This window comes from Neorhizobium puerariae (assembly GCF_042429745.1).
GTDB classification, from domain to species: Bacteria; Pseudomonadota; Alphaproteobacteria; order Rhizobiales; family Rhizobiaceae; genus Neorhizobium; species Neorhizobium puerariae.
Map to the genome: position 1 here is coordinate 420,059 of NZ_JBHMAA010000015.1, position 15,784 is coordinate 435,842.

The 15,784-nt window shown below is 61.7% G+C and carries 17 protein-coding genes; 13 read left to right on the forward strand and 4 right to left on the reverse strand.

Annotation, left to right across the window (positions count from 1 at the left end):
* Positions 1–15 precede the first annotated feature (15 nt).
* From ACFFP0_RS15310 to ACFFP0_RS15325, 4 genes are all read left to right on the forward strand, one after another.
* On the forward strand, positions 16–1,512 hold the full coding sequence (locus ACFFP0_RS15310; RefSeq protein WP_377262247.1) for a CoA-acylating methylmalonate-semialdehyde dehydrogenase: 1,497 nt from the start codon (positions 16–18) through the stop codon (positions 1,510–1,512).
* Positions 1,513–1,693: 181 nt separating this feature from the next.
* Entirely contained in the window at positions 1,694–2,785 is a 1,092-nt protein-coding gene (locus tag ACFFP0_RS15315) for a YjgN family protein (RefSeq protein WP_377262249.1), read from the forward strand.
* Positions 2,775–3,839 (forward strand): M48 family metallopeptidase, encoded by a 1,065-nt coding sequence (locus ACFFP0_RS15320; protein WP_377262251.1) that lies wholly within the window; start codon positions 2,775–2,777, stop codon positions 3,837–3,839. Before ACFFP0_RS15315 ends, ACFFP0_RS15320 begins: the two co-directional genes overlap by 11 nt.
* An 81-nt stretch (positions 3,840–3,920) precedes the next feature.
* Entirely contained in the window at positions 3,921–4,049 is a 129-nt protein-coding gene (locus ACFFP0_RS15325) for a hypothetical protein (protein ID WP_377262253.1), read from the forward strand.
* Between the two features lie 137 nt (positions 4,050–4,186).
* On the opposite strand, the gene ACFFP0_RS15330 is transcribed toward ACFFP0_RS15325, so the two are convergent.
* Entirely contained in the window at positions 4,187–5,233 is a 1,047-nt protein-coding gene (locus ACFFP0_RS15330) for a Fe(3+) ABC transporter substrate-binding protein (RefSeq protein WP_377262255.1), read from the reverse strand.
* A gap of 174 nt (positions 5,234–5,407) precedes the next feature.
* Here ACFFP0_RS15330 and rirA point away from each other — a divergent pair, with 174 nt between their 5' ends.
* The 4 genes from rirA (at position 5,408) to ACFFP0_RS15350 (ending at position 8,572) form a co-directional block, all read left to right on the forward strand.
* Positions 5,408–5,878 carry an iron-responsive transcriptional regulator RirA gene (rirA, locus tag ACFFP0_RS15335; protein WP_377262257.1) on the forward strand — a complete coding sequence of 157 codons (471 nt, stop codon included), beginning with the start codon at positions 5,408–5,410 and terminating at the stop codon, positions 5,876–5,878.
* A 158-nt stretch (positions 5,879–6,036) separates the two neighbouring features.
* On the forward strand, positions 6,037–7,068 hold the full coding sequence (locus ACFFP0_RS15340; protein ID WP_377262259.1) for an AbrB family protein: 1,032 nt from the start codon (positions 6,037–6,039) through the stop codon (positions 7,066–7,068).
* A 93-nt stretch (positions 7,069–7,161) separates the two neighbouring features.
* The gene (locus tag ACFFP0_RS15345; protein WP_377262261.1) at positions 7,162–7,683 is read left to right on the forward strand and encodes a gluconokinase; all 522 of its coding nucleotides are present in this window, start codon (positions 7,162–7,164) and stop codon (positions 7,681–7,683) included.
* Positions 7,684–7,903: 220 nt separating this feature from the next.
* Complete coding sequence (locus ACFFP0_RS15350; protein ID WP_377262263.1) at positions 7,904–8,572, forward strand: TetR/AcrR family transcriptional regulator; 669 nt, start codon at positions 7,904–7,906, stop codon at positions 8,570–8,572.
* A 53-nt stretch (positions 8,573–8,625) separates the two neighbouring features.
* Here the strand turns inward: ACFFP0_RS15350 and ACFFP0_RS15355 are convergent, their stop codons facing one another.
* The 3 genes from ACFFP0_RS15355 to ACFFP0_RS15365 all read right to left on the reverse strand — a co-directional run bounded on the left by ACFFP0_RS15355 (position 8,626) and on the right by ACFFP0_RS15365 (position 12,729).
* Complete coding sequence (locus ACFFP0_RS15355; RefSeq protein WP_377262265.1) at positions 8,626–9,924, reverse strand: NAD(P)/FAD-dependent oxidoreductase; 1,299 nt, start codon at positions 9,922–9,924, stop codon at positions 8,626–8,628.
* Positions 9,925–9,928: 4 nt separating this feature from the next.
* Positions 9,929–11,287, reverse strand: a complete 1,359-nt coding sequence (locus tag ACFFP0_RS15360) for a glutamine synthetase family protein (protein ID WP_377262267.1) — start codon at positions 11,285–11,287, stop codon at positions 9,929–9,931.
* A gap of 194 nt (positions 11,288–11,481) precedes the next feature.
* A complete protein-coding gene (locus ACFFP0_RS15365; RefSeq protein ID WP_377262269.1) occupies positions 11,482–12,729 on the reverse strand; it encodes an NAD(P)/FAD-dependent oxidoreductase in 1,248 nt (415 codons plus the stop codon).
* Between the two features lie 228 nt (positions 12,730–12,957).
* On the opposite strand from ACFFP0_RS15365, the gene ACFFP0_RS15370 reads away from it, so the two are divergent.
* The 5 genes from ACFFP0_RS15370 to kdpA all read left to right on the forward strand — a co-directional run bounded on the left by ACFFP0_RS15370 (position 12,958) and on the right by kdpA (position 15,783).
* The gene (locus ACFFP0_RS15370; RefSeq protein ID WP_377262271.1) at positions 12,958–13,143 is read left to right on the forward strand and encodes a hypothetical protein; all 186 of its coding nucleotides are present in this window, start codon (positions 12,958–12,960) and stop codon (positions 13,141–13,143) included.
* Between the two features lie 12 nt (positions 13,144–13,155).
* The gene (locus ACFFP0_RS15375; protein ID WP_377262273.1) at positions 13,156–13,431 is read left to right on the forward strand and encodes a hypothetical protein; all 276 of its coding nucleotides are present in this window, start codon (positions 13,156–13,158) and stop codon (positions 13,429–13,431) included.
* 11 nt (positions 13,432–13,442) lie between these two features.
* Positions 13,443–13,616 carry a hypothetical protein gene (locus tag ACFFP0_RS15380; RefSeq protein ID WP_377262275.1) on the forward strand — a complete coding sequence of 58 codons (174 nt, stop codon included), beginning with the start codon at positions 13,443–13,445 and terminating at the stop codon, positions 13,614–13,616.
* Between the two features lie 321 nt (positions 13,617–13,937).
* On the forward strand, positions 13,938–14,027 hold the full coding sequence (locus tag ACFFP0_RS15385) for a K(+)-transporting ATPase subunit F (RefSeq protein ID WP_111561755.1): 90 nt from the start codon (positions 13,938–13,940) through the stop codon (positions 14,025–14,027).
* Positions 14,028–14,079: 52 nt separating this feature from the next.
* Positions 14,080–15,783, forward strand: a complete 1,704-nt coding sequence (kdpA, locus tag ACFFP0_RS15390) for a potassium-transporting ATPase subunit KdpA (protein WP_377262278.1) — start codon at positions 14,080–14,082, stop codon at positions 15,781–15,783.
* Position 15,784 lies beyond the last annotated feature (1 nt).

Sequence of the window (15,784 nt, forward strand, 5' to 3'; positions counted from 1 at the left end):
AGGAGGAGCATACCCATGCGTGAGATCGGACATTTCATCGGCGGCAAGCACGTCGCCGGCACCAGCGGCCGCACGTCGGACGTCTTCAACCCCGCAACCGGCGAGGTTCAGGCGAAGGTTTCGCTTGCCAGCGTTTCGGAAATCCGGGCCGCGGTGGAGAACGCGAAGCAGGCGCAGCCGAAATGGGCCGCCACCAACCCGCAGCGTCGCGCCCGCGTCTTCATGAAGTTCGTCGATCTGCTCAACCAGAACATGGACGAGCTTGCCCTCCTGCTTTCCAGCGAACACGGCAAGACGATCGAGGATTCCAAGGGGGACATCGTCCGCGGCCTTGAAGTCTGCGAATTCGTGATCGGCATTCCGCACCTTTCCAAGGGCGAGTTCACCGAGGGCGCCGGTCCGGCCATCGACATGTATTCGATCCGCCAGCCCGTCGGTATCGGTGCCGGCATCACGCCGTTCAACTTTCCCGGCATGATCCCGATGTGGATGTTCGCGCCAGCGATCGCCTGCGGCAATGCCTTCATCCTGAAGCCGTCCGAACGCGATCCCTCCGTGCCGCTGCGGCTTGCCGAACTGATGATCGAGGCGGGCCTGCCCGCAGGCATCCTCAATGTCGTCAACGGCGACAAGGCGGCTGTCGATGCGATCCTGGCCGATCCGGATATCGGCGCCGTGTCCTTCGTCGGCTCGACGCCGATCGCACGTTACGTCTATGGCACGGCGGCGACGAACGGCAAGCGCGCCCAGTGCTTCGGCGGCGCCAAGAATCATATGATCATCATGCCGGACGCCGACATGGACCAGGCCGTCAACGCGCTGATGGGCGCCGGTTACGGGTCGGCCGGCGAGCGCTGCATGGCGGTTTCCGTTGCCGTTCCGGTCGGCGAAGAGACGGCCAACCGGCTTGTGGAGAAGCTCACGCCGAAGATCGAATCGCTTCGCATCGGTCCCTATACCGATGAGAAGGCCGATATGGGCCCGGTCGTCACCAGGGAAGCCCAGGCCCGCATCAACGGCCTGATCGACAGCGGGGTCGCGCAGGGAGCCAAACTCGTTGTCGACGGCCGCGGCTTCAAGCTGCAGGGTTATGAAAACGGCTATTTCGTCGGTGGCACGCTGTTCGACCATGTGACGCCGGAAATGGATATCTACAAGACCGAGATCTTCGGTCCGGTCCTGTCCGTCGTCCGCGCCCATAACTATGAGGAAGCCCTGTCGCTGCCGATGAAGCATGAATACGGCAACGGGGTTGCCATCTATACCCGCGATGGCGACGCGGCCCGCGATTTCGCCAGCCGCATCAATATCGGCATGATCGGCATCAACGTGCCGATCCCGGTGCCGCTCGCCTACCATTCCTTCGGTGGCTGGAAAGCCTCGAGCTTCGGCGACCTCAACCAGCACGGCACGGATTCGATCAAGTTCTGGACCAAGACCAAGACGATCACCGCTCGCTGGCCGTCGGGCATCAAGGACGGCGCGGAATTCGTCATGCCGGTCATGAAGTGAAACCGGTCAACACGATCTGACGAAGGGCCTCCTTTTGGGAGGCCTTTCTGCTTTCAGCGGTTGAGAACTGGCTAAATACCTGTCGTAACGATTGAAATGACATCTCCGCGCCTTAAGATCATCCCGGGATTCGGGATCGACATGCCGTCCCGCAGGCATTTGGATAGGGGATATCGTCACCATGGCAGTGGCAGAAAGAACGCCGCCTGCGGTGGGAGCGGCTCAGTTCGAGCGTGCATCCTTCACCGGCAGCGCCAGCGAATATTTCGGCATCTGGATCGTCAACATTCTTCTGACGATCGTTACCGTCGGCATCTATTCCGCCTGGGCGAAGGTGCGGCGCAAGCGCTATTTCTACGGTAACACGGTCATCCTCGGCCGGGCCTTCGAATATCACGCAACGGGCAAGCAGATCTTCATCGGACGGCTCATCGTCATCGCCTTCCTGATCGCCGTCAACCTTCTGGCCGCGATCAATCCGCTTTTCTCGATCGTGACGACGGTCCTGATCCTCATCGCGTTGCCGTGGCTCATCAAGCGCAGCCTGCGTTTCAATGCCCGTGTCACCAGCTATCGCAACGTCCGTTTCGATTTCGTCGGCACGGCCGGCGGCGCTTTCGTTTCGGTCCTGCTCGGCAGCCTGGTCGCGTTCATATCGTTCGGCATTCTGGCACCGCTCGCGAGCCGCTGGCTCTGGCGCTATGTCTTCAACAATTTCCGCTATGGCGACCGGCCGTTTTCCGCCGAACCGCGATTGGGTGCGCTCTATCGGGTGTGGTTGGTGCCTGCTCTCATGGTGCTTCTGGGTGGCCTCGTCTTTGGCTTCATCGCAATTGTCGGCGCCGTCGGCATCGGCGCGGCGACCCAGGATGCCGAGCTGACGGAACAGGAATTCACCGCGATCGGCGTCGCGACGATCTATCTGGTCGTGTTTGCCGCCTTCATCCTCTATGGCTTGGCCGGGCTCTTTTACCGGGCTGGTGTGCGAAACGTCGTCTGGTCGTCCGCAAGACTCGATGGGCGTCATGAACTGATGAGCGATCTGTCGCGGACGCGTTACGCCTGGATCGCTATCACCAATGTCATCGTGACATTCCTCACGCTCGGCCTCATGCGCCCCTGGGCGGCGGTGCGCATGGCCCGCTACACAAACGAGCACGCGGGTATTCGCGTCAACGGCGATCCGGGTGAGGTTCTTTCCTCGATCGAGGCGAGCGGTGCGGCCATCAGTGCGGAATACATGGACATGGAAGGGTTCGATTTTGGCTTCTGAGGCCGGCTTCATTGCGGAAGGCGAATGGCATCCGGCCAATTCGAGCCGCGCGATACCGGCAACGCTGAAGGAGGAGAACGGCCGGCTGGTCGCGGAGAGCGAGGGTGCCGTTCTGGCCGCGGCGGTGTTGGAGAGGATCGATATCAGCCCCCGGGTCGGCTCCATCCCCCGCCGGCTGACCTTTCCGGACGGCTCCGTTCTGGAAACCCGCGAGAACGACCGGATCGACGCCTATCTGCGCGGACGGCGCGGGTCGCGCGGCGGCCTCGTCCACCGGCTGGAAGAATTCCATCCGCGTCTCATAGCGATGACGATCGCTGTCATCCTGCTTGCGGCAACCATCTACCGCTTTGCCGTGCCGGCTCTGGTCGAGGTTGCCGTGTTGGTCACGCCGCCCTTCGTGCCGCAGATGATCGGCGCGGGAACGCTCGCTTCGCTGGACAGGACCGTTTTCGAGCCGTCGGATTTGCCGGAGGAGGAGCAGAAGGCGATTTCCGAGGGATTTGCCAAGCTGGCTGCCCGCTCGAAAGGCGGCGAGGGGGGCTATAAGCTGAATTTCCGCGATGGCGGCATGATCGGTCCCAATGCCTTTGCGCTGCCGGATGGAAGCCTCGTTCTGACCGACGACCTGGTGAAGCTCGCCGATGGCGACCGGGAGATGATCCTCGGCGTGCTCGGTCACGAGATCGCCCATGTCGAGGGCGAGCACAGCCTGCGCCAGCTCTATCGGGCGGCCGGCGTCGCGGCGCTGGTCATGCTGATCGCCGGCGATGTCGGCTCGGGCGTCGAGGATATTCTCACCCAGGGTGGCGCATTGCTGGCCTTGTCCTATTCCCGCTCGGCGGAAGCGGAGGCCGACCGGCGTTCCGTGGAGTTGATGCAGGCGGCAGGTTACGATCCCGCAGCGCTTGCCCGCTTTTTTTCCGTGCTGGAGGAAAAGCTCGGTGACCATGGCGATGCGAGCATTTTTGCAAGCCATCCCGGTACGCCGCAGAGGCAGCAGGATATCCGCGAATATGCGAATGAGCTAAAAAGTCGGTCTGGCGCAAGGTAGATATGTCTAATGTATGGGATATTGACGTCTCCCAAGGCTGAACTAATTTAGCCGGCGGAGTAGGAGTGGGGAGTTCAGTTCATGGTATATGAGTGGGATGCGAAGCGCGCCCGCCGCGCGCAACTGACCAAGCTCGGCCTTGGCCTGTTCGTTGCGCTGGTGATCGTCATGGTTCCGACCTGGGTCGCGTTTACATTGGACGTTATCTGAGGCGATACATTCTGCCCCAGGCGTGCCGCGCAAGAACGTGCGGCGGTTTTGCGATAACGACATGCGTAAGAACAGATGCCTGATGCATCAAGGCCGGCTTTCGCCGGCCCTGATCCTTCTCGATATGTCGCTTCGGCTCAGCTTTCCGGGCCTTCGTTGAATGCGACCTTGTCGACCAGTTCGGAGGCCTTTTTCCGGTTGGCGGCGATGTCTGCAAGCGCCAGCGAGTCCGGCTTGATCGTGCCGAAGGATTTTACCACCGCCGAAGGCTCGGCGCCCGGCATCACCGGATATTCGTAAACCTGCTCGGCATAGATCTTCTGCGCCTCGCCGGATGCCAGGAATTCCATCAGCTTCAACGCATTCGCCCTGTTGGGCGAATTCTTGGCGAGCGCCATGCCGGAAATGTTGACATGCGTGCCGCGATCGGCGGAGTTCGGGAAAATCACCTTGATGGCTTCGGCCCACTTCTTCTGTTCCGGCTCCTTCTCGTTGGTCTGCATCAGGCCGACGTAATAGGTGTTGCCGATGGCGATATCGCATTCGCCGGCAAGAATGGCCTTGGCCTGGTCGCGGTCGCCGCCGCTCGGCTTGTGGGCGAGGTTGTTCTTGACCCCCGTCAGCCACTTCTCCGTATAGTCCTCGCCATGTACGGCGATCATGGAGGCGATCAGGCCGATATTGTAGGAATGCTGGCCGTCGCGAATGCAGATCTTGCCCTTCCACTTCGGGTCGGCGAGTCCCTCGTAGGTGATGGCCGTGTCCGTGACGCGGTCCTTGGAGGCATAGACGACGCGGCCGCGTGTCGTGAGCCCGAACCATTCGCCGGCCGGGTCACGCAGGTTGGCGGGAATGTCCTTGTTGATCGCGCCATTGTCGGCGACGGGCTGCGTCACTCCGCCTTCCTTCGCTTCCATCAGCCTGGCGATGTCGACTGTCATGATCACGTCGGCCGGGGAATTGGCGCCTTCCGCGCGGATGCGCTCGACAAGGCCCTTGTCCAGGAAAAGGACATTGGCCTTGATGTCGGTCTCCTTCGTGAAGGTGTCGAGTAGCGGCTTGATCAAATCCGGTTGACGATAGGAATAGATATTGACCTCGCCTTCAGCCGCTGCCGACGTCGCGCCGGCCAGCGTGGATACAGCCAGAAGTATGGAAAACCGGGTCGTTGAGCGGGCTTTCATCGAAAATCCTCCTTATGGTTGTTTAATGTTGATGGACAAAGTCATGAATTTTGTCTTGCGTCAATGGGCGGTGTCCGGCAGGCTGGAAATCCTGATCACGATTTTCTTATTTTGGAATTGTTCAAAACTAGCGAAGCTTCTATATAAGGATAGTACGAGTCTTGGGAGACCAGCATGCGCTTGACCAAACAGACCAATTACGCAGTCCGGATGCTGATGTACTGTGCTGCCAATGAAGGCCATCTGAGCCGCATCCCCGAGATCGCCAGGGCCTATGGGGTTTCGGAACTCTTTCTTTTCAAGATCCTCCAGCCGCTCAACAAGGCCGGCCTGGTGGAGACCGTGCGAGGCCGCAATGGCGGCGTGAGGCTTGGCCGGAGCGCCGATCGCATCACGCTTTTCGACGTCGTAAGGGTCACCGAAGACAGCTTCGCCATGGCGGAGTGCTTCGAGGACGGCGTCGTGGAGTGCCCGCTGGTCGATAGCTGCGGTTTGAATTCGGCGCTCCGCAAGGCGCTCAACGCCTTCTTCGACGTGCTCGCGGAATATACGATCGACGACCTCGTGAAGGCGCGCCCGCAGATCAACTTCCTGCTCGGCCTCGATACGCTGGACATGCCGAAGGTAACGGCGCCGGCGGCCTGATCCGCCAGCCGGTTTCTTGAAGGGCGCTGCCTCGGAGGCGGCGCCTTTTGTTTTTCCCGAATGCGTCGAAAAGGTTGACCTCCCCCGCATTTGCAATAGAAGGGGCGAGTGTTTGGGCTTCCCCGGCCTTTCTGTCCTGCGCCTTCAGGATATCGAGAATGTCGTCTTCCGAATTGCGCGCTTTTGCGCTGACTGCGTTGATCGGAACCGCAGGCGCATTGGCTGCCATCGCTGTCGCCTTTCCGGCCCCCTATCTGATCGGACCCGCCGTCGCCATCACCATCGCCGGACTTGCCGGCCTGCAACTGGCGGTGCCGTCCGACGTGCGGAACATCTGCTTCGTCATCATCGGCGTGTCGATGGGGACCAGCGTCACGCCGGAGGTGATCGTCGCGGCCCGCACCTGGCCGCTGAGCTTCGTCATGGTGCCGGTCGCCGTCGTCGTCCTGCTCTATGTCAGTTGCTGGGTGCTGCAACGCTTCTTCCGTTATGACCGTGTCACCGCGCTTCTGGCCTCATCGCCCGGCCATCTGAGTTATGTGCTGAGCCTTGCCGCCGAAACGCATTGCAACCTGCGCACCGTCAGCGTCGCCCAGAGCGTGCGGGTGTTGGCGCTGACCATCACCACGCCGCTCATCGTCAGCGTCTTCGGTCTTGCCAGTACCGGACCTGCCCTGCAGGCCCGGTCCATGAGCGTGCCGGTCCTCGTCGCGACGCTTGCGGTGTCGGCCCTGTCCGGCATCCTCTTCTTGCGGTGGCGGTTGCCGGCGGCGCTGCTCCTGGGCGGTGTGGTGATATCGATCGGCACGCATGTGACAGGCTTCGTCAGTGGCGGCGTACCGAACTGGCTGTTGCTCCCGACCTATGTCATTCTGGGCTCGGTCATCGGCACGCGTTTCTGCGGCGTATCGGTCGGCGAATTGCGTTTGGCCTTCGTCGCGGGCGGCGTGGTGACGGTGGTGGTGACCGTGCTTGCCGCGGCAATCGCCGGGGGCGTTTCTCACCTGACCGGCGTGCCGCTGGATGCGGCATTGATCGCATTCGCCCCGGGCGGGCTGGAAACCATGTCGGCCATGGCCGTGATGCTGCAGGCCGACCCTACCTATGTCGGTGCGCACCATGTCCTGAGGCTGATGTTCCTGTCGGCCCTGATGCCGCTGGTGCTTGGCAAGGAAGCCCGACAGCGCTGAGGATTGTGGACAACCGCTTACCGAAGGGCTTGTATGCCCTCGGCAAAGGCGGATAACGGTTGCTGATCGAGGAATGCGGGAAGAGTGCTGGCCATGAGCTTGAATGAACCGGTTGCCATCGTGGTCATGGGCGTCAGCGGATCGGGGAAAACCTCGGTCGGCGAGCTGCTCGCCGGGCGTCTCGGCTGCGCATTCGTCGAGGGGGATCAGCTGCATCCGGCGGCGAATGTCGCGAAGATGGAGAAGGGCATTCCATTGACCGATGACGATCGATGGCCCTGGCTCGATTTGATCGGTGCAGAACTTGCCGGGGCGCGCGAACGCAATGAAGGCATCGTGCTTTCCTGCTCGGCGCTCAAGAAGGCCTATCGGGATCGCCTGCGGCAGGCGAGCGCGGGCACGCTGTATTTCGTCTTCCTCACCGGCGATCGCAAGGTTCTCGAAGAGCGGATGGGCGCACGCACCGGCCATTTCATGCCCGCATCGCTGCTCCAGAGCCAGCTCGCCACGCTGGAGAGCCCGGAAGGCGAGGCGGGCGTGGTGACCGTCGACATCGACGCAGACCTGAACGGCATCGTCGACAAGGCTTTCGATGCGCTTGCCAAGTTATGGTAGGCGGAAATAATGTGATTCATAATCATATTTTCCGAGCGCCATGTCTTGAATGGCGGTTAGGAAGTATTCTTAAAAAATTTTCGTGGCTTATGATCCGAAACTCTTCGGCCGCCGTATAAACAAACACTTTTTGTGTTTATGCAATTTCGCGAGGATTTCGGAAGCTCCGAGGCCCCGTGGAACGCATCGATTGGCAGGTGGTTTAGGAGACGGTTTGCGGATGCCAGATTCGACGCAAGGGCCGAGGCGGGGCTCCCTTCGCCGGATACCGAAACAGGAAAGAAGCCGTGAGCGCATCGATGAAATCTTGAAGGTATCCATGGAACTGATCGGCCGCAAAGGTATCGATGCAGTGACCATGAAAGAAATCGCGGCCCTTTCCGGCGGGCCGATCGCCTCGGTCTATCAATATTTCCCGAACAAATCCGCCATCATTGCAATGCTCTACGAGCGTTATGTCGAGGAGGTGCGTTCGTTCATAACGGAACAGACCGAAAGGATCGCGACGGCCGACGATGCCCTGGATGCCACGGCGGCGCTCTTCGACCTCTACTACTACAAGATGCGTCAGGAACCGTCGACGCAGGACCTTCTGAATGCAATCCAGGCCGACAAGACCCTGGCCCATCTGGACATCGTGGAAACGCGCTTCCAGGCGGAGGTGTTTTACGGGGCGACGGAGCAGTTCGTTCGTGAATCGCTGCGGGAGAACTATCTCCGAACGCTGCTGGTGATGTTCCATATGTCCGGGGCGACGCTCCGCTTGGCGCTTCTCGTGCCTGATGATGAGGCAATGCAGATCGTGCTGCAGTTCAAATCCATCGTCCGCGCGCAGGCGACCTACTACCTGACCGGCAATTTTCCCGGCCAGTATGACGTGTCCGTTTAAGGCACCAAGCCGGAATCGTTCTTCGGGTCGATGTTCGGATTCAATAGGATGCTCTAGAAACCGAGCCGGTCGCGCAGGCCGTACCACCATGCGCCGAGAACGGTCAGCGGCACCCGCAGCGTCCGGCCGCCCGGGAAGGGCAGGTTGGGCAGCGACGCCCAGATGTCGAAGCGCTCCGCATGGCCGGCGACCGCCTCGCCGAGGATCTTGCCGAGCAGATGCGTCGTCGTCACGCCGTGACCGCTGTCGCCGTGCGAGAAATAGACCTTGTCGGAAAGCCGGCCCAGATGCGGAATGCGGGTCAGCGTCAGCGCGAAGTTGCCGCTCCAGGCATAGTCGATCTTCGTATCCTTCAATTGGGGAAATGTCTTCAGCATGTTCGGCCGGATGACGCCGGTAAGGTCTTTCGGGTCCTGTCCGCCATAACCGATGCCGCCGCCGTAGAGCAGTCGATTGTCGGAGGTCCGGCGATAGTAGTCGAGGATGTAATTGGCGTCCTCGACGCAGTAGTTGGCCGGCAGCAGGCTTTCGATCAGGCCCGCGTCGAGCGGTTCGGTCGCCATGACCTGGCTGGAGACCGGCATCATCCGGCCATGAATCTCGGGCAGCAGCGGTGCAAGATAGGCATTGCCGCAGACGAGCACGTAGTTCGCCTTGACCGAGCCCTTTTCAGTTCGCACGACCGGCCTTTCCCCCATGTCCACGGCGATGACGCGCGAACCTTCGAAAATCCGGCCGCCAAGGCGCTCCACCGCGGCGGCCTCGCCGAGCACGAGGTTGAGCGGATGGATATGGCCGCCGAGCTTGTCGATCATGCCGCCGGCATAGCGGTCGGTCCTGACATACCTGCCCACTCCTTGCTTCGAAACCATTTCGAGGCCGGTATGCCCGTGCTTTTCCCAATGCGCCTTGTGGGCTTCCATCTCGCGGATCTGCTTGTCGGTGAAGGCGGCGAAGAAACCGCCATGCACGAGGTCGCAGTCGATACCGTATTTGGCGACGCGGCTGCGTATGATCTCGCCGCCTTCGAGCGACATCTCGCCAAGCCTGACCGCCTTGTCGCGGCCGTAACGTCCGGCGATGGTTTCGAGATCGCGGCTGTAACCGTTGACGATCTGGCCGCCATTGCGGCCCGAGGCGCCGAAGCCGATCCTCTCCGCCTCCAGGACGACGACGGAATAACCGCGCTCGGAAAGCTCCAGCGCGGCGGAAATGCCGGTGAAGCCGGCGCCGATCACGCAGATATCCGCCTGCGTCTCGCCGTCGGGGGCGGGGCGGACGCGCTTGTCCTTCGCGGAGGCGGCGTACCAGGAATTCGTATGACGCGGGTTGTCGCTTGTCTGGAATGCCATTGTCTTACACCGTCCGGATATAGGCGTCGTATTCCACGTCGGTCACGCGGCTCGAGAATTCGGAAAGTTCCTGTTGCTTGCAGGCCGTGTAGAGCGCCCGGTATTTCGGTCCGAGCGTCGCATAGGCGAAAGTCGAGCGGGAGAACTGCTGCAGAGCATAATCCCAGTTCGTCGGCAGCGGTTCATGGCTGATCGCATGGTCGTCGCCGCTGATCGCCCCGCCCGGATGGCGTTTCTCCTTGATGCCGGAGAGCGCCGCGTTCAGGATCATCGCCAACACCAGATAGGGATTGGTATCCGAGCCTGCGACACGATGCTCGATGCGGGTCGCGGGTTTCGAGACGGTGATGACGCGCACGGCCGCCGAGCGGTTGTCGAACCCCCAGGACGCATAGGTCGGCGCGTGTTCGCTCGGCCTCAGCCGCCTGTAGGAGTTGGCATGCGGAGCAAACACCGCCATGCTCTCGCCCATGTTCTCCAGAAGCCCGCCGACCGAGTGGAAGAGCATTTCGGAAGGGTCTTCCTCGCCGACATAGATATTGCGGCCGGCGTCGTCGATCAGCGAGAAATGCACATGCATGCCGCTGCCGGCCTGCGTGCCGTAGGGCTTGGCCATGAAGGTGGCGTCGAGATCGTTTGCGCGCGCCACGCCCTTGACGATGCGCTTCAGAAGCACCGCGTAATCGGCGGCTTTCAATGCGTCCGGCACATGGTTGAGATTGATCTCGTATTGCCCGGGGCCATTTTCACGCAGCGTCGTATCGGCCGGGATGCCCTGCGCCCGTGCGGCGCTGGCAATGCCGTGGAAGACCTCTTCGAAGTCCTGCAACTCCGAGATCGAGAGTACCTGCGTCTGGCCCGTGTGCCAGCGCCCTTCGCGCGAGTTGGGCGGACGCACCGGATCGAGTGCCGAGCGCACTGGGTCGATCAGGTAGAATTCGAGTTCGGTCGCGACGACCGGCGTCAATCCGAGCTTGCCGAAACCTTCGAGTACATTGGCGAGCACCTGGCGCGGATCGCCGTAGAAGCCGGCACCGTCCGGATCGCGCATGCCGAGGAGAACCTGCGCCGTCGGGCGGTTGAGCCAGGTCACGCGGGAGAGCGTGCCTGGGACCGGGAAGCAGATGCCGTCCGGATCGCCCGTGCCTTCCGCCAGGCCGGCGGCGTTCACATCGCGGCCCCAGACATCGAGCGCATAGACCGAGCGCGGCATCGCCATGCCCTTTGAAAGCACGTCGAGCGCCCGTTCCCGCGGAATCCACTTTCCCCGCGGCACACCGTTCACATCGATGACAAAGGCTTCGAGGACCTCGATATCGGGATTGTTGTCGAAGAATATCTGCGCGTAGCTTACATCATCCATAAAGCACCAAATGATCACCCAAATGTTCGGGCGCGAAGGCGCCTGCGCCTCTTGGCGGCGTCGCTAACGATGGAAGGTCCTGGCGTTATAGATCAGATAGCGCAGCATGTTCGTGCTTGCCGGCTTTTCGGCCGGCATGTTTGTGTTCGGTTTTTAAAGCCTAGCCGGAATCCGGTGTGATTGCCAGCCGGCCGTCAGATGCCGAAGCGTTCCGGACGATAGGCGGAGATGTCGATCAATGTCTTCTGTCCGGTAATGGCTTCGGCGATCACCTGCCCCGTCACCGGCCCGAGGGTGAGGCCGTGATGCGCATGGCCGAAGGCGAACCAGAGGCCCTCATGCCGCGGCGCCTTGCCGATGACCGGCATCATGTCCGGCGTGCAGGGACGCGCGCCCATCCAGGGCTCCTTGTCGAGCCGGTCGCCGAGCGGAAAGACGGTGCGTGCGACCGCTTCCGCCCGGTCCACCTGGACCGGCGTCTTCGGCGCGTCGCGGCGGGCGAATTCCGCCCCCGTCGTCAGCCGGATACCCTGGTTCATCGGCGCGAGGAAATAACCGCGTTCGGCATCCATGGTCCAGCCGTTGAGCCTGGCGGCGCCCCTGGACGAATAATGCATGTGGTAGCCGCGTTTGACGCCGACCAGGAAATTGTAGCCGAACTGTCTGGTGACGGTATCGGACCACGGGCCGAGGGCCACGACGACATCCTTGGCTTCCACGGAGCCGTCTCCGGCAACCACCCGCCAGCCGGTCCTCGTCTGCGACAGGCTTTTCGCGTCGCCTTTCAGCACGCGGCCGCCGAGTTTTTCGAAGAGCGCCGCATAGGCGCGCGTGAGGCCCAGCGGGTCCTTCACCGACCACGGGTCCTCCCATTTCAGGCCGCCGACGAAATCGTGGGAAAGATCGGGTTCCTGCCTGGCGATGTCGGCAGGCGACAACTCCTTGAATGCGACGCCGTATTCCTTCCTGAGCCGCTCGGCCTCGCCGATTTCGCCCTCATATTTCGCAGAGGTGCGGAAAACCTCCGTCCAGCCGTTCTTGACGATCAGGTCCTGGGCGCCGGCTTCCTCGAGCAGCTCGTTGTGGGTCGAGATCGAATGTTCGATCAGCGGCGCATATGCCCGCGCGATGAGCTGGTGGCGGGTAAGGTTGGAGTGCCACCAGTATTTCGCCAGGAAGGACGACACGGACGGCAGCGCGCTCCAGTGATAATGCGCGTCGATGCGGTTGTTCAGCGCATACCGCAGGATCAGTCCGAACTGCTGCGGAAAGCCATAGGGAACGACGCCCTCCCGCTGGATGAGGCCGGCATTGCCGTAGGAGGTTTCAAGACCCGGTTCCTTCCGGTCGACGAGAACCACCGATTTGCCGCGCCGCGCCAGTTGCAGGGCTGTTGAAACGCCGACGATGCCGGCCCCCAGCACGATCGCATCTGCTGTCATGATCCGATTTCCATTCCCGTTCTTTCATGTTCGAACATGCCGCCCTGCATGCTGCGGTGCAAATGAAAAATTCGGCGAATGCTCCTATGGATTCCCTATTTCTTCGCTGCCCGCCTGCAATCGAAAGCCTATGGGGGGCGTTGCTACCTTTTCGGATGTGCATCGGTTTCGATGCCGGCTCCACGACATTCTCGTCGCGCGGGCCAATCCCAAGAAGGAGTGAATGAGATGTTTGGCCGTTTGGGAAGTTTCTATCTTGCACAACAGCTTGCCGAACAGGACGCGCGCCGCCGCGAGGAACGCATATCGTATCCCGGTTCCGACGATCGGAACCTCGGCATCTTCCTGAGGCTTCTCGGCGTCATGGGGATCGGTTTCTGCGCCGCCGGCGCGATTGCCCTGATGACCGCCTGAGGAGGGATCGACGTGAACAGAGCTCTGTTGAAAAGCGAGCCTCCCGCGCGTGGCGTCCGTTTCATGGTCGGCCGGGATGCCGGCGGCCGCTGGATCGTTTCCGATTGCGAGGGGCGCGTCGGCGGCCTTTTCGCCGACCGCGCCGCGGCGGTGCACTTCGCCATGTTCGAGAGCGATCATCTGCCGGGTGCGGTCTGCTGCGTGCCGGATACCGTGACGCTCAGCCTCGGTCCCGACTTCGAGAACCGGATGATGAGCCCGGTGATGAAGATTGCCGGCCGGGCCTAGGGAGGATGCGCATGCTTCGGACCATCGGGCACATGCGCGGACATGTCTACCCGCGCTCGCATATCTTCGATCGCCGCAATTCGGGCCGCCTGCACGGTTCCGGCATCGTCATGGGCATGCTCGTCGTCATGCTGGCGATGCTGGCGGCCGCCTACGCCATAACGCTGATATCCACGGCGTTCTAGGCGCCGGAAGCGCCACGGCGGCAGCCGGGGAAGAAGGCAAATTCCTATAGGATTTTTATTTCTTTCCCCCGGCGCCGCTCTCGAACCTATATGCGGCCGCGCCGCATATTAACATCCGAGAGATCGCAAGGGTTTCTCCAGGCCAGAAAGCATGAAGGTGTCATCCTCCCGGATGGCGCCCTTTGTGTTGTCTGACTCCATGAACAATCCAGGAGTCCAGATCGATGATGGATATCATTTTACTCGGCACGGCGGTCGTCTTCTTCGTCCTCTGCTTTGCCTATGCCCGAGCCTGCGACAGGCTTTGAAAGGAGGGCGCCGATGATCTTCGATTATGTCTTGAGCGGTGCCGTGACCGTTTTTCTCACCGTCTACCTCACCTACGCTCTCATTCGTCCAGAACGTTTCTGAAAAGAACCGGCGCTTCCGAAGAGAAGCTGCTGGATATTGAAAGTTTCCTCCCATGACCTTCAATGGATGGCTACAGATCCTCGTTTACTGCGGGATCATCCTTGTGCTCGTCAAACCGCTTGGCGGTTACATGACGCGTGTCTTCTCGGGCGAGCGCACATTCCTGTCACCTGTCCTCGTTCCGATCGAGCGGGGACTTTACGCCATTGCCGGCACCAGCGAGCGCGAAGAACAGCATTGGACTTCCTATGCCTTTTCCCTGCTGGCGTTCAACCTGCTCGGCTTCCTCGCGCTTTATGCGCTGATGCGCCTGCAAGGGGCTTTGCCTTACAATCCGGCCGGCATGGCCGCCGTGCCGGAACAGCTTTCCTTCAACACCGCCGTCAGCTTCGTCACCAACACCAACTGGCAGAACTATGGCGGCGAAAGCACCATGTCCTATCTCACCCAGATGGCCGGCCTGACCGTGCAGAACTTCGTGTCCGCCGCGACCGGCATGGCGATCGCCGCCGGCCTGATCCGTGCCTTCTCGCGCGCGTCCGGCAAGGCGATCGGCAATTTCTGGGTCGATATGACCCGCTCGACGCTTTACGTCCTGCTGCCGATCTGCATCGTGCTGACGCTCGTCTATGTCTGGCTCGGCGTGCCGCAGACCCTCGGCTCATATGTGGACGCGACGACGCTTGAGGGCGCCAGACAGACGATTGCGCTCGGGCCGGTCGCCTCGCAGCTTGCCATCAAGATGCTGGGCACCAATGGCGGCGGTTTCTTCAACGCCAACTCCGCCCATCCGTTCGAGAACCCGGGCAACATCTCCAACATGATCGAGATGGTGTCGATCTTCGCGATCGGCGCGGCCTTCACCAACGTCTTCGGCCGCATGGTCGGCAACCAGCGCCAGGGCTGGGCGATCCTCGCCTCGATGGGGGTCCTGTTCATCGCCGGCGTCGCCGTCACCTACTGGGCTGAAGCAGCCGGCAACCCGCTGATGCACCAGCTCGGCCTTGCGGGCGGCAACATGGAAGGCAAGGAAGTCCGCTTCGGCGTCGTCATGTCGTCGCTCTTCGCGGTCATCACCACGGCCGCCTCCTGCGGTGCGGTCAATGCGATGCATGGAAGCTTCACCGCGCTCGGCGGCCTCGTGCCACTCATCAACATGCAGCTCGGCGAAGTCATCGTCGGCGGTGTCGGTGCGGGCTTCTACGGCATCGTCCTGTTCATCATCATCGCCATCTTCGTGGCAGGCCTGATGGTCGGCCGCACGCCGGAATATCTCGGCAAGAAGATCGAGGCGAAGGAGATGAAGATGGCTGTGCTCGCCATCCTCTGCCTGCCGCTCGCCATGCTCGTCTTCACCGCGAGTGCGACGGTTCTGCCCTCGGCGGTGGCCTCGGTCGGCACGGGCGGCCCGCACGGCTTCTCCGAAATCCTCTACGCTTACACCTCGGCTGCCGCCAACAACGGCTCGGCTTTCGGCGGGCTGACCGGTAACACGCCCTGGTACAACGTCACGCTTGGGATCGGCATGCTGATGGGCCGCTTCCTGGTCATCGTCCCGGCGCTTGCGATCGCAGGCTCGCTGGTCGCCAAGAAGACGGTTCCGGCCTCGGCGGGCACGTTCCCGACCGACGGCGGGCTCTTCGTCGGCCTGCTGGTCGGCACGATCCTGATCGTCGGCGGTCTTACCTTCTTCCCGGCGCTGGCCCTCGGTCCGGTCGTCGAGCACCTGGTGATGATCGCCGGCCAGATGTTCTGAG

What these genes read in the sequence shown, in the direction of transcription:
- ACFFP0_RS15310 (WP_377262247.1), top strand. Translation starts at nt 16, where the DNA reads ATGCGTGAGATCGGACATTTCATCGGCGGCAAGCACGTCGCCGGCACC.
- ACFFP0_RS15315 (WP_377262249.1), top strand. Translation starts at nt 1,694, where the DNA reads ATGGCAGTGGCAGAAAGAACGCCGCCTGCGGTGGGAGCGGCTCAGTTC.
- ACFFP0_RS15325 (WP_377262253.1), top strand. Translation starts at nt 3,921, where the DNA reads ATGGTATATGAGTGGGATGCGAAGCGCGCCCGCCGCGCGCAACTGACC.
- ACFFP0_RS15330 (WP_377262255.1), bottom strand. Translation starts at nt 5,233, where the DNA reads ATGAAAGCCCGCTCAACGACCCGGTTTTCCATACTTCTGGCTGTATCC.
- rirA (WP_377262257.1), top strand. Translation starts at nt 5,408, where the DNA reads ATGCGCTTGACCAAACAGACCAATTACGCAGTCCGGATGCTGATGTAC.
- ACFFP0_RS15340 (WP_377262259.1), top strand. Translation starts at nt 6,037, where the DNA reads ATGTCGTCTTCCGAATTGCGCGCTTTTGCGCTGACTGCGTTGATCGGA.
- ACFFP0_RS15345 (WP_377262261.1), top strand. Translation starts at nt 7,162, where the DNA reads ATGAGCTTGAATGAACCGGTTGCCATCGTGGTCATGGGCGTCAGCGGA.
- ACFFP0_RS15350 (WP_377262263.1), top strand. Translation starts at nt 7,904, where the DNA reads ATGCCAGATTCGACGCAAGGGCCGAGGCGGGGCTCCCTTCGCCGGATA.
- ACFFP0_RS15355 (WP_377262265.1), bottom strand. Translation starts at nt 9,924, where the DNA reads ATGGCATTCCAGACAAGCGACAACCCGCGTCATACGAATTCCTGGTAC.
- ACFFP0_RS15360 (WP_377262267.1), bottom strand. Translation starts at nt 11,287, where the DNA reads ATGGATGATGTAAGCTACGCGCAGATATTCTTCGACAACAATCCCGAT.
- ACFFP0_RS15365 (WP_377262269.1), bottom strand. Translation starts at nt 12,729, where the DNA reads ATGACAGCAGATGCGATCGTGCTGGGGGCCGGCATCGTCGGCGTTTCA.
- ACFFP0_RS15370 (WP_377262271.1), top strand. Translation starts at nt 12,958, where the DNA reads ATGTTTGGCCGTTTGGGAAGTTTCTATCTTGCACAACAGCTTGCCGAA.
- ACFFP0_RS15380 (WP_377262275.1), top strand. Translation starts at nt 13,443, where the DNA reads ATGCTTCGGACCATCGGGCACATGCGCGGACATGTCTACCCGCGCTCG.
- ACFFP0_RS15385 (WP_111561755.1), top strand. Translation starts at nt 13,938, where the DNA reads ATGATCTTCGATTATGTCTTGAGCGGTGCCGTGACCGTTTTTCTCACC.
- kdpA (WP_377262278.1), top strand. Translation starts at nt 14,080, where the DNA reads ATGACCTTCAATGGATGGCTACAGATCCTCGTTTACTGCGGGATCATC.